Origin of the sequence: Actinoallomurus iriomotensis (assembly GCF_030269445.1) — a bacterium.
Lineage (GTDB): Bacteria > Actinomycetota > Actinomycetes > Streptosporangiales > Streptosporangiaceae > Actinoallomurus > Actinoallomurus iriomotensis.
Genome location: NZ_BSTJ01000001.1, coordinates 482,549 through 494,384, shown reverse-complemented (window position 1 = coordinate 494,384; position 11,836 = coordinate 482,549). Strand labels below are relative to the sequence as shown.

The 11,836-nt window shown below is 71.9% G+C and carries 13 protein-coding genes; 6 read left to right on the top strand and 7 right to left on the bottom strand.

Annotated elements, in window-relative coordinates; all coding sequences use genetic code 11:
- Window positions 1-51: 51 nt before the first annotated feature.
- The 4 genes from QSK37_RS02295 to map form a co-directional block, all read right to left on the bottom strand.
- The gene (locus QSK37_RS02295) at window positions 52-1,098 is read right to left on the bottom strand and encodes a S1C family serine protease (protein WP_285617156.1); all 1,047 of its coding nucleotides are present in this window, start codon (window positions 1,096-1,098) and stop codon (window positions 52-54) included.
- A gap of 97 nt (window positions 1,099-1,195) precedes the next feature.
- Window positions 1,196-1,939 carry a metal-dependent hydrolase gene (locus tag QSK37_RS02290; RefSeq protein WP_285618860.1) on the bottom strand — a complete coding sequence of 248 codons (744 nt, stop codon included), beginning with the start codon at window positions 1,937-1,939 and terminating at the stop codon, window positions 1,196-1,198.
- 161 nt (window positions 1,940-2,100) lie between these two features.
- Complete coding sequence (locus tag QSK37_RS02285) at window positions 2,101-3,063, bottom strand: DNA polymerase ligase N-terminal domain-containing protein (protein ID WP_285566982.1); 963 nt, start codon at window positions 3,061-3,063, stop codon at window positions 2,101-2,103.
- 33 nt (window positions 3,064-3,096) lie between these two features.
- Window positions 3,097-3,945 carry a type I methionyl aminopeptidase gene (gene map / locus QSK37_RS02280; RefSeq protein WP_285617154.1) on the bottom strand — a complete coding sequence of 283 codons (849 nt, stop codon included), beginning with the start codon at window positions 3,943-3,945 and terminating at the stop codon, window positions 3,097-3,099.
- A gap of 58 nt (window positions 3,946-4,003) precedes the next feature.
- Between map and QSK37_RS02275 the strand changes: the two genes are divergently transcribed.
- Window positions 4,004-4,177 (top strand): hypothetical protein, encoded by a 174-nt coding sequence (locus tag QSK37_RS02275; protein ID WP_285566978.1) that lies wholly within the window; start codon window positions 4,004-4,006, stop codon window positions 4,175-4,177.
- Between the two features lie 36 nt (window positions 4,178-4,213).
- Here QSK37_RS02275 and QSK37_RS02270 read toward each other — a convergent pair whose 3' ends face one another.
- The gene (locus QSK37_RS02270) at window positions 4,214-4,795 is read right to left on the bottom strand and encodes a hypothetical protein (RefSeq protein WP_285617152.1); all 582 of its coding nucleotides are present in this window, start codon (window positions 4,793-4,795) and stop codon (window positions 4,214-4,216) included.
- A 116-nt stretch (window positions 4,796-4,911) separates the two neighbouring features.
- Between QSK37_RS02270 and ppgK the strand changes: the two genes are divergently transcribed.
- From ppgK to QSK37_RS02250, 4 genes are all read left to right on the top strand, one after another.
- Window positions 4,912-5,661 carry a polyphosphate--glucose phosphotransferase gene (gene ppgK / locus QSK37_RS02265; protein ID WP_285617150.1) on the top strand — a complete coding sequence of 250 codons (750 nt, stop codon included), beginning with the start codon at window positions 4,912-4,914 and terminating at the stop codon, window positions 5,659-5,661.
- Window positions 5,662-5,760: 99 nt separating this feature from the next.
- Complete coding sequence (gene npdG, locus QSK37_RS02260) at window positions 5,761-6,441, top strand: NADPH-dependent F420 reductase (RefSeq protein WP_285617148.1); 681 nt, start codon at window positions 5,761-5,763, stop codon at window positions 6,439-6,441.
- Window positions 6,438-7,397: a ketopantoate reductase family protein gene (locus QSK37_RS02255; RefSeq protein WP_285617147.1), complete on the top strand. Its 960-nt coding sequence runs from the start codon at window positions 6,438-6,440 to the stop codon at window positions 7,395-7,397. The genes npdG and QSK37_RS02255 overlap by 4 nt, the downstream gene beginning before the upstream one ends.
- The gene (locus QSK37_RS02250) at window positions 7,394-8,125 is read left to right on the top strand and encodes a helical backbone metal receptor (RefSeq protein ID WP_285617145.1); all 732 of its coding nucleotides are present in this window, start codon (window positions 7,394-7,396) and stop codon (window positions 8,123-8,125) included. Before QSK37_RS02255 ends, QSK37_RS02250 begins: the two co-directional genes overlap by 4 nt.
- 11 nt (window positions 8,126-8,136) lie before the next feature.
- On the opposite strand, the gene QSK37_RS02245 is transcribed toward QSK37_RS02250, so the two are convergent.
- Complete coding sequence (locus tag QSK37_RS02245) at window positions 8,137-9,111, bottom strand: asparaginase domain-containing protein (protein ID WP_285617143.1); 975 nt, start codon at window positions 9,109-9,111, stop codon at window positions 8,137-8,139.
- Between the two features lie 116 nt (window positions 9,112-9,227).
- The gene (gene panB, locus QSK37_RS02240) at window positions 9,228-10,079 is read right to left on the bottom strand and encodes a 3-methyl-2-oxobutanoate hydroxymethyltransferase (protein ID WP_285617141.1); all 852 of its coding nucleotides are present in this window, start codon (window positions 10,077-10,079) and stop codon (window positions 9,228-9,230) included.
- A gap of 197 nt (window positions 10,080-10,276) precedes the next feature.
- Here panB and QSK37_RS02235 point away from each other — a divergent pair, with 197 nt between their 5' ends.
- Complete coding sequence (locus tag QSK37_RS02235; protein WP_285566965.1) at window positions 10,277-11,836, top strand: MFS transporter; 1,560 nt, start codon at window positions 10,277-10,279, stop codon at window positions 11,834-11,836.

Sequence of the window (11,836 nt, the reverse complement as noted above, 5' to 3'; positions counted from 1 at the left end):
GACCTGCGCACATGACCCAAGGCTCAGAAGGCGACTTTTGAGACGGGGCGCTCAGCCCGGGAGCTGCCCGAGTGTGATGGTCACCGTCTGACGCGCGCCGTCGGGGCGCATGATCTGTGCCTTCACCTTCTGGCCGGGCTTGAGGGTGGCGAGCGCCTCGGACAGGGCCGTCGTCGTCTGGGTGCGGACGCCGTTGACCGACAGGATGACGTCGTCCGCGACGATTCCGGCATTCGCCGCGGGGCCGCCCGGTGTCACGGAGACGACGCCGACGCCCTCGACGTCGCCCCGCAGGTCGACCACCGTGCGCACCTTGGCGCCGATCGCGGCGCGTCCGGACTCCTTCACGCGCCCCGACGCGATGAGCTGGTCGGCGATCAGCTTGACCGTGTTGCTCGGGATGGCGAACCCGATGCCCGCCGCCGCGCCGCCGATCTGCGGGTCCGTGACGGTCAGCGTCGGGATGCCGACCACCTGGTTGCTCAGGGTGACCAGAGCCCCGCCGCTGTTGCCCGGGTTGATCGGCGCGCTCGTCTGGACGGCGCCGGCGATCGTCGCGCCGGGGAAGGACCCCTCGCGCTGGGAGCTGACCGTACGCCCCAGGGCGGAGACGATGCCGTTGGTGACGCTCCCGGACAGGCCCAGCGGGTTGCCCATCGCCAGCACGATCTGGCCCACGGCCAGCCGCCCGGAGTCGCCGAACGTCGCCCGGGTGAGCGGAGCGTTCCTCACCCGGACGACGGCGAGGTCGTTCGCGGCGAACTCCCCGACGAGCGTCGCGGGCAGCGGCGTCTTGGAGCTGGGCGAGGTCACCTGCAGGCGCTGCGCGCCCGCCACGACGTGATCGTTGGTGACGATGTCGCCCTTGTCGTCATAGACGATGCCCGACCCGAGACCCGAGTCGGTGTTGATCTGCACGACGGAGGGCAGCACCCTCTTGACGACCTGCTCGAACTGCTGCTCGAGCACGTCGCCGGAGACGGGCGTTCCCGCGCCCACCGCGCCGGGCCGGGTGTCCCGCCGCACCTCGGTGCCGCAGCCCGCGATCAGCGCCAGCCCGGCGACCACCGCCGAGGCGGACCGCGTGTGTCGCTTCATGCAGACTGCTGTTCCCCGCAGTCACGGACGGCAAGCGGTACGGCAGGCCGGACCGGCCCATCCTTTGCCGGAGACAGGAGATGGGCCGGTTTCGCGCTCAGCCGCTTTTGTGCTGGAGCCAGTGCACGGCGAAGCCGCCGACCGACGTGCGGATCGCCAGGATGACCACGCCGAGGGTGAGGATCGGGAGGACCACCCACTTCTCCATGAGGCCGTTGGTGCGCGGTACGAGCGGGATGTTGAACCGCTTGTTCCACGGCCAGAAGATCGGGCAGCCCTCCGGCGTCAGGCAGTCGGTGAAAATGTGCATGAGGCAGCCGAGCCCCACCGACAGACCCGCCCAGCCCAGGTAGTAGTGGCCCATGAACAGGTCGATCCCCGGCCCGGCGAAGTGCATGCCGATCATGAGATAGGTCAGGCCGAGTGCCAGGGCGCCGTTGATGATCACGTTGAAGTGCTCGCGCTCGGGGACGTGGATTCCGACCCCTCGCAGCCCCAGACAGATGAGCAGGAAGAGCTCGACCCACCAGCCGGGCCGGAAGTACTGGGCGAGCAGGTCGGTGCCGAACGTCATCAGCACGATGAAGAACAGTGAGTGCGTCGCGTGCCGGTGCCCGCCGGAGATCCACGCGACGCCCTTGCACAGGACCTTCGTGACCGGCCCGAGCGCCTGTGCGATCGAACCGCTGTGGTGGTCGATGTCGGGCAGCAGCGCCGCCCCCGCACAGACGACGGAGCCGGCGACGATCTCACCGGGCGTCATCTTCATTCCATAGTCCGCGAGGAAGGGCACCACTCCCAGCCACGCGACAGCCCCCGCCAGGGCGTGAGTATGCCCCATCATGCGTACATCACTCGCTTTGCCCACGTATTAACCACGCGCGGACTGTAACGGGCCGAGGGCCTTCGATGCTGGACGACGCGCCGGAGCAGATGCGCACGTTCACCGTGTGTCAGCGGAATTCGTCAGATTAACCCAGCAACACGGTCGAACCGCGCAGCTCAGACCGGGATCAGGCGCCAGTCGGCCTTACCCGGACGGTACGGCGCGTCGAGGCGCTTGGCGACGACGCCCGGAAGGTGTTGTTCGCGCGCAGCCTCGCGTACCGCCTCGCCGTCGTCGAACCAGGGTGCGGTCTGCCAGTGCGGCCCGGACAGCTCCAGGTCGCCGAGCAGCTCACGGCGCCGCTCGTACGGCTCGTCCAGCAGCGACCGCCCGTCCAGGTAGAGCAGGTCGTAGATCATGTACGTGTCGCCGCCGGTGTCGGTCAGCTCTCCGTCGAGGACCGCACGGTGGATCCCGAGCGCCTCGCCGAGCCCGCGCGGCGCCTTCGCGGGCCTGCCGTCCGCGGCGACGACACGCGCCGGCCCTCGCTCGCCGTACGCGATCAGCCGCCGCCCGCCCCAGGCGAACTCGTATCCGTACTCGTCATGCCGCTGCGGCAGCCGCGCGCGCTTCTCGGGCACGATCGGGCGTACGTCCTCGGGCATCGGGTCGGCGTCGGGGGAGACCGGCGGATCCATCCGGTGGATCATCCAGTTCTTGCCGTTCGTGGGGAACAGGACGTACCGGCCCGAGACCCGGCCGCCGTGCAGCACGATCTTGACCTCGCGCTCGGTCCACTTCTCGGTCTCGTACGTGCCGCGGTCCCAGATCATCACCTGGCCGCCGCCGTACTCGCCCTGCGGGATCTCCCCGGCGAACGAGGCGTACTCCAGCGGGTGGTCCTCGGTGTGCACGGCGAGGTGGTTGACCTTCGGGTCGTCCGGCACACCCTTGGGCAGGGCCCACGAGACCAGCACGCCGTCGCGTTCGAGCCGGAAGTCCCAGTGCAGCCGCCGCGCGTGGTGCTCCTGGATGACGAACGTGTCGTCGTTGCCCTCGGGCAGCGGACCCTCCGCCGGGACCGGCTCCGGCGTACGGCGCGCGTCGCGTTTGCTGCGGTAGGTCCGTAGTTCCGCCATACGGCGTTGCGTACCCCGCCGCGCGGCGTTATCTCAGGGGAGGGTGAGGATCTCCGCGCCGTCGTCGGTGACGAGGAGCGTGTGCTCGAACTGGGCGGTGCGCTTGCGGTCCTTCGTCACGACCGTCCACTTGTCGGGCCAGATCTCGTACTCGATCGTGCCGAGGGTCAGCATCGGCTCGATGGTGAACGTCATGCCCGTCTCGATGACGGTCGAGGCGTTCGGGTCGTCGTAGTGCGGCACGATCAGCCCGGAGTGGAACGTCGTGCCGATGCCGTGGCCGGTGAAGTCGCGGACCACGCCGTACCCGAACCGCTTGGCGTAGGACTCGATCACCCGGCCGATGACGTTGAGCCGCCGGCCGGGGCGCACCGCCTTGATGGCGCGGGCCAGGGCCTCCTGGGTGCGCTCGACGAGCAGCCGGGACTCCTCGTCGACGTCGCCGACGAGGTACGTCGCGTCGGTGTCGCCGTGCACGCCGTCCTTGAACGCGGTGATGTCGATGTTGATGATGTCGCCGTCGCGCACGACCGTGTCGTCCGGGATGCCGTGGCAGATCACCTCGTTCAGCGAGGTGCACAGCGACTTGGGGAACCCGCGGTAGCCGAGCGTCGAGGGGTAGGCGCCGTGGTCGAGCATGAACTCGTGCCCGATGCGGTCGAGCTCGTCGGTGGTGACGCCGGGCTCGATGTGCTTGGCGACCTCGGCCATCGCCTGCGCCGCGATCCGGCCGGCCACCCGCATCCGCTCGATGATCTCCGGCGTCTTGACGTCGGGCTCGCCGGTGCGGGGGAACTTCTTGCCGACGTACTCCGGGCGGGAAATCTCTGCGGGCACCGTGCGCATCGGCGAGACGCGGCCGGGACGGAGTTGCGTCGTCATGGTGTTGGAGTGTAGTTGCCCGTGAGGGGAAGGATGACAAGTCGATCAGGAGGCGATGATGAGCGACGACGGCGAGTGGTTCTTCTGTCTCAAGCACATGCGGGTCGAGCACGGCCCCGGGTGCCCCGACCGCGACCGGATGGGCCCGTACGCCACGGAGGCCCAGGCCGCGAACGCGCTCCAGCACGCCCGCGAGCGCAACGAACAGTGGGAGGCCCAAGACGACAACTGACGCGAGCGCGAGAGGGGGCCGTCGGGCCGGAGACGGTCAGCCGGCCGGCGGGCCGGTGATCGTGTCGAGGAGGCCGGCCAGGCGGTCGCGCAGGCCGCGTTTGACGCGCGGTTCGCCCGTCGCGGCGCTCACCAGGTGCTGGGCGGCGTCGAAGGAGATCGCGGACTCGCTCGGCGGCACGGACAGTGACTCGTGCGCGAGCCCGCGCAGCTCCTCGTCGCCCCCCTCCAGCGCGAAGACCGTCGCGCCGATCCGGCGGGCGTCGTCGACGCGTTCGAGCACGCCCTCCGGGGCGGTCTCCTCCGACACGACGAGGAGCGTCTCGCCGCGGCGTGCGGCCTCCAGCCGGTCGAGCCCGATCCTCAGATGGGCCGGCGCGCCGGGCGGCGGGTCCCAGCGGACGAGTGTGGGGCTGATCTCCGGCAGCCCGCACAGGCGGCTCTCGTCGTCCAGGTGTGCGGCGAGGTGCCACGGCTCGTCGTCGCGCGGGCCGAACAGCAGCAGGCCGCCCGGCACCCGGGCGGAAGCGCGCAGAGAGCGGGCGAAGTCCTGGGTGCGCTCCGGCCAGCCGGTGGTCGCCAGCAGCTCTCGCAGAGCCCTGACCTGACTCGCGTCCATGGTTCCCATCGTGCCGTACGGACCCCGGAGTCTCACCCTCATCGGCGGCGAGGTGGGAAGGTCACGTGTCCCGAGCCGGGCGCATCGGGCGAGACGGCGTGGTGTACGCATGTGTCATGGAGATTCTCGGCATCGACATCGGCGGCAGCGGCATCAAGGGCGCGCCCGTCGACGTGGTCACGGGCCGGTTCACCCGTGACCGCATGCGCGTGGAGACGCCGGCGCCCGCCGCGTCCCGTCCGGTCGTCTCGGCGGTCGCGCAGATCGTCCGGCACTTCGACTGGACCGGTCCGGTCGGGGTCACCTTCCCGGGCGTGGTCACCGACGGCGTCACCCGCACCGCGGTGAACCTGACCGACGAATGGGAGGGCCTCGCGGCGCGCGACCTGCTCGCCGACGAGTGCGGCACGCCGGTCACGCTGCTGAACGACGCCGACGCGGCGGGCGTGGCGGAGATGGCGCACGGCGCCGGGCGCGGACGGTCGGGCACGGTGCTGCTGGTGACCCTCGGCACGGGCGTCGGCACCGCGCTGTTCAACGACGGCACGCTGGTGCCCAATACCGAGCTGGGGCACATCGAGATCCGCGGCAAGGACGCCGAGCGCCGCGCCTCCGCGCACGCCCGGGAGGTGCACGACTGGAGCTGGCACAAGTGGGCCGGGAAGCTGGAGGAGTACCTGCGGCGGGTCGAGGACCTGCTCTGGCCCTCGCTGATCATCATCGGGGGCGGCGTGAGCAAGCGTGCCGAACACTTCCTCCCGCACCTGAAGGACGTACGGGCCGAGGTGGTGGCGGCCGAGTTGCACAACGACGCCGGCATCGTCGGCGCCGCCATGGCCGCCGCACCCCGGTCGCCGGCCGGATGACGGGCGCGCTCGGCTCCTCGCTCGCTCCGCGGCCGGCTCGTGCCTCACCGGCCACTCCGCTCGCTCGTCGCCTCACCGCTCCGTGGCAGGATCGGCCCCATGACCATTTCGCAGGCTGAATCACCGGACGTCAGCGGGCTGTCCGTCGGGATCCTCGGCGGTACCGGAGACCAGGGCAAGGGGCTGGCCCGCCGTTTCGCGCTCGCGGGCCACTCCGTGATCATCGGCTCGCGCAGCGCCGAGCGTGCCCGGCAGGCGGCCGAGAGTCTCGGCGACGGGCTGCAGGCCCGGGGCGAGGAGAACGCCGTCGCCGCGCGCGAGGCCGACGTCGTGATCGTCGCCGTGCCGTGGGACGGGCACCGGGCGCTGCTGGAGTCGCTGCGCGACGACCTCGACGGCAAGATCGTCGTGGACTGCGTCAACCCGCTCGGGTTCGACAAGCAGGGCGCGTACGCGCTGCCCGTCGAGGAGGGCAGCGCCGCCCAGCAGGCCGCGGCCGTGCTCACCGGCAGCACCGTCGTCGCCGCGTTCCACCACGTCTCGGCGGTCGTACTGCTCGACCCGGACGTCGACGAGGTGGACCTCGACGTCCTCGTGCTCGGCGATGACCGCGAGGCCACCGGCACCGTGCAGGCGCTCGCCGGCCGGATCCCCGGGGTGCGCGGCGTGTACGGGGGCCGGCTGCGCAACGCCCACCAGGTCGAGGCGCTGACCGCCAACCTCATCTCGGTGAACCGCCGTTACAAGACGCACGCGGGCGTACGGGTGACCGGCCTATGAGGTTCGTCGTCTACGGCGCGGGCGCCATCGGGGGAACGATCGGCGCCCAGCTGTTCCGGCAGGGACACGACGTCACGCTGATCGCCCGCGGCGCCCACTACGAGGCGATCCGCGACCACGGCCTGCGGCTCGACACGCCGGACGAGAGCGTCACGCTGGAGATCCCGGTCGCCTCCCGCCCGGCCGACGTGAAGTTCGCGCCGGGCGACGTGGTGCTGCTCGCCATGAAGACCCAGGACACCCTGCCCGCCCTCGCGGAGCTGTACGCCGCCGCCCCACCCGAGATCGTCGTGGCGTGCGCCCAGAACGGCGTGGAGAACGAGCGCCTCGCCCTCCGGCTGTTCCCGGACGTCTACGGCATGTGCGTGGTGCTGCCGGCGGCGTTCCTGGAGCCGGGGGTGATCGAGGCGTACATGGCCCCCGTCAGCGGCGCCCTCGACGTCGGGCGCTATCCGCGCGGCGACGACGAGACGGCGCGCTCGCTCGCGGAGGCGTTCGCCGGCGCGACCTTCGAGTCGCGGGCGCGGCCGGACATCATGGGCTACAAGTACGGCAAGCTGCTGAACAACCTCGGCAACGCGGTCGAGGCGCTGCTCGGCCCCGGCGACCAGGGCAAGGAGATCGTCCGCCGGGCCCGCGAGGAGGGCACCGCCTGCCTGCGCGCGGCGGGCGTCGACCCGCCGGACGTCCAGCCCCTCATCTCCCAGTCCCGGCCGGTACGGGGCCGCCGCCGCTCCGGCGGCTCGACGTACCAGAGCCTCCAGCGCGGCACCGGCACGATCGAGGTCGACTACCTCAACGGCGAGATCGTCCTGCTCGGCCGCGAGCACGGCATCCCGACGCCGGTCAACGAGCTGTTGCGACGGCTCGCCAACCGCTCGGCGCGTGAGGGGCACGGTCCGGGTGAGCTGACCGCCGAGGAGTTCTGGACGGCGCTGGAGGGCGCGGGCCGGTGAGACGGCCTCCGGTGCGGGTGCGGCGCGTCGTGTCGCTCGTACCGTCGCTGACCGAGGCGATCGCCGCGACCGCGCCGGACCTGCTGGTGGGTGCCACCGACTGGTGCACCCACCCGCCGGACCTGGACGTCGTCCGCGTGCGGGGCACCAAGAACCCCGACGTCGACCGGATCATCGCCCTCGAACCGGACCTCGTCGTGGCCAACTTCGAGGAGAACCGCGCGGCCGACCTCGACCGGCTGCGCGCGGCCGGGGTCCCGGTGTGGGAGACCGTCATCCGCGACCTGCCCGAGGCCCTGTCGGAGCTGGCGACGATGCTCGGCGCCTGCGGCCTGGAGGAACCGCCGTGGCTGGGCGCCGCCCGTACGGCCTGGGCGGACGTGCTGGACGAACCGCCCGCGCCCACCCGTACGGCGGTGGTCCCGATCTGGCGGAGACCGTGGATGGTGCTGGGCCGCGAGACGTTCGCGGGCGACGTGCTGGCACGGCTGGGCGTCGCCAACCTCTACGCCGGCGACGCCGAGCGGTACCCGAGGGTCACGGTGGAGCGGATCCTGGACCGCCGCCCGGACGTGGTCGTCCTGCCGGACGAGCCGTACGCCTTCGGCCCCGGCGACGGCCCGGAGGAGTTCCCCGGCGTACGGGTGGCGCTGGTGAGCGGGCGCCACCTGGAGTGGTACGGCCCGTCACTCGCCGAGGCCCGCACCGTCCTGACCGCGTCTCTGTAGCCGCGCCGCGGTCAGAGCTGGACGGGCCCCGGGTGCTCGGCGGCGGCGAAGGCCGACAGGATCGCGTCGTGGTCGCGGCCGGCGGCGAGCAGCAGGTGCATCAGGACGCGCGCCTTCAGCGGGTCCAGGGACGTCGTCGTGAAGGCGTCGTGGCCCGTGGGGGAGGCGAGGACCACCGGCATGCGGGACGCGGCGGCCGCCAGCGTGCCGGCGATCGGGTCCAGCGGCCCGCCCGCCACGACCAGGCCGTCGCAGCGCTCGGCCAGCGCGCCCAGCAGTTCGCCGTCGTCGCCGAGGACCGCCGTGTGCACGCCGACGTGCGGCGTGCGGTCGGCGGCCGGGCCGCCGCGTACGGTCAGGCGCTCCGGCGGACGCCACTGCAGGCGTGCCGATCCGGCGGTCACGCGGCCCAGCGGGCCGGCTCCGGGCGAGGAGAAGGCGTGCGCGCCGGTGCGCCGGACGTACCGCGCCGCGTGGATCTCGCCGTGCGCGACCACCAGGCAGCCGGAGCCGGCCGGTGCGGCTGCGGCGACGCTGAGGGCATCCGCCAGGTCCACGGCCCCGGCCGGACCGGCGGCGAGCACGAGCGGCGCCTCGCCGGTGTGCAGCACGTCGAGGGCCCAGGCCGTCTCGTCGAGCGCGTCATCGTCGTGGACGATCACGACGCCCTGCGCGCCGTCGGCGAACGCCCGCGCCGCCGCGTCCGCCAGGGCGTACACGCCGGCGAAGCCCGCGGCGGGTGCCGGCGGCGTACGGGCCTCGACGGCGATGCCCGGGACGTCACGCGCCGTGGACTCGTCCGTGGTGAGCAGGACGATCGTGCGGCGCGGTGCGGCCTGCTCCACCGGCGCCGGAGCCGACGCGGGCGGCGGAGCCGTGCCGGTGTCGGGCGGTGGCGGATCCGTGGTCGCGGTGGCGCGCCGGGGCGGCGTGACGGTCCACGACGGCGGGATCGGCCACGGTGGCGGCCCTGGGGAGAGGGTCATGTCGCGTCTGTCCTCCGGCGTCATGCGGCGCCGAAGCGCCCGCTCCGTGATCATGCGTTATACCGAACCTATTGCATGATCACGGATGGCGGGCGACCGACTCAGCGGTAGGCGGCTCAGCGGTAGGAGTGCTCGGGCGCCGGGAAGACGCCGGAGACGACCTCCTCGGCGTACTCCTGGGCCGCTGAACGCAGCACCCCGGCGACGTCGGCGTACTTCTTGACGAACTTGGCGGTGTGCGGCGTCAGCCCGGCCATGTCCTGCCAGACGAGGACCTGCGCGTCGGTGCCCGCACCGCCGCCGATGCCGATGGTCGGGATGGACAGGGCGGCGGTGACCCGCTCGGCCAGCTCCGCCGGGACGCACTCGAGCACGACCGCGAACGCGCCCGCGGCCTCCAGAGCCTTGGCGTCGGCCATGAGGCGCTCGCCGGACTCGCCGCGGCCCTGGACGCGGTAGCCGCCGAAGACGTTCACCGACTGCGGCGTCAGGCCCAGGTGCGCCATGACCGGGATGCCGGCCGCGACCATCGCCTCGACCTGCGGGAGGACGCGCTCGCCGCCCTCCAGCTTGATGGCGTGGGCGCCGGCCTCCTTGAGGAAGCGCGTCGCGTTGCGCAGTGCCTCCTCCGGACCGGTCTGGTACGACCCGAACGGCAGGTCGGCGACGACCAGCGCGCGCGACGTGCCGCGGACGACCGCCGCGGTCAGGGGGAGCAGCTCGTCCACGGTGACCGGCACGGTCGAGTCGTAGCCGAGGACGACCATGGCACCGGAGTCGCCGACGAGCAGCACCGGGATGCCGGCGTCGTCGAACACGCGCGCGGTCAGCGCGTCGTACGCGGTGAGCATGGGCCACTTCTCGCCGCGTTCCTTGGCCGCCGCTAGGTCGCGGACGGTGACGCGGCGTCCGGTCTGGCCGCCGTAGAGCCCGACGGGCACGGTCGACCGACTTTCAGATGCAGACATCGATACCTCCAGCCTCGAGGCGCCGCTCTGGCGTCCCCGGACATACCGAATGATTACACGCGCGCAACGGCCGGAACACCCCCGAAAATTTCCCTGTTCATAGCGAAACGGGACCGTTGCGTATCGATCGGGAAGAGATCCGTGCTCGGCGGTGTTCAGATACGCGACAGACTCGTATCGAATCCCTGAAGGGTCAGATGGATCCGCAGACCATCCACAGAAGGCGCTGGACGATCCTGTACGTCCTCGTCGTCTGCCTTCTCGTCGTCGTGCTCGACAACACCGTCCTCAACGTCGCCCTGAAGACCATCGCCGACCCCGGTGCGGGCCTGGGCGCGTCCCAGGGCCAGCTCGAGTGGGCGATCAACTCCTACACGCTCGTCTTCGCCGGCCTGCTGTTCACCTTCGGCGTGCTCGGCGACCGCATCGGCCGCAAGCGGATGCTGATCATCGGCATGGCGCTGTTCGGCCTGTCGTCGCTGGTCTCCTCCTACGCGCAGTCGCCCGACCAGCTCATCCTGGCGCGCGCGGCCATGGGCCTCGGCGGCGCGGCGGTCATGCCGCAGACGCTGTCGGTCATCGCGAACGTCTTCGAGCCGGAGGAGCGCGGCCGCGCCATCGGCATCTGGGCCGGCGCCGTCGGCGTCGCGATCGCCCTCGGCCCGATCCTCGGCGGGCTGCTGCTCGACCACTTCTGGTGGGGCTCGGTCTTCCTCATCAACGTCCCGATCGTCATCGTCGGCGTGATCGCCATCGCCCTGGTCGTCCCCGAGTCGCGCGGGCAGCGCATGAAGATCGACTTCGGTGGCGTGCTGCTGTCCATCGCGGGCCTGGTCCTCGTGACGTACGGCATCATCGAGGGCGGTGAGAAGGCCGCGGTGTTCGTGCCCCAGGTGTACGGCCCGGTGCTCGCCGGCGTCGCGCTCCTCGCGGTGTTCGGCTGGTACGAGACCCGCATCGAGCACCCGTCCCTCAACGTCCGGCTCTTCCGCGACGGCCGGCTTTCGGCCTCGGTCGGCGCCATCGCGCTGGTGTTCTTCGCGCTCGGCGGCGTCGTGCTGTTCATCTCGCTGTACGTGCAGAGCGTGCGCGGGTACTCCCCGCTGGGCGCGGGCCTGCTGACGATCCCGCTCGCGGTCGGGCAGCTGCTCGTCGCGCCGCGCAGCGCCCGTCTCGTCAGCCGGTACGGCGCGCGGCGCGTGGCCGCGACCGGCCTGATCATGGTCGCCGCCGCCCTGCTGAGCTACCACGTGACCGCCACCGTGGACAGTCCGATCTGGCTGCTCGAGATCACGTTCTTCGTCCAGGGCGCGGGCATGGGCATGGTCATGCCGCCGGCCACCACCGCGGTCATGTCGGTGCTTCCCCGAGAGCAGGCCGGCTCGGGCTCGGCGATCAACAACATCGCCCGGCAGGTCGCGGTGGCGCTCGGCGTCGCCGTCCTCGGCTCGCTGGTCACCTCGCTCTACCGTTCGGGGATGAAGCCGCATCTGACGGCGCTGCCCGCGAGCCTGCGCGGGGCCGCGGGGGAGTCCATCGGGGCCACCGCGGGCGTCGCGGAGAAGCTCGGCCCGGCGGGCCGCGCGCTCCTGGGACCGGCGCACGAGTCCTTCGTGCACGCCATGCACGTGACGTCCGCCATCTCCTCGGCCGTCGCCCTCCTTGGAGCGCTCGTCGTACTCCGGTGGATGCCGGGTAAGAGCCAGGAGGAGAGCTTCGAGGTCTCGGCCGAGGAGCGAGAGCCGATCGAGGTGTGA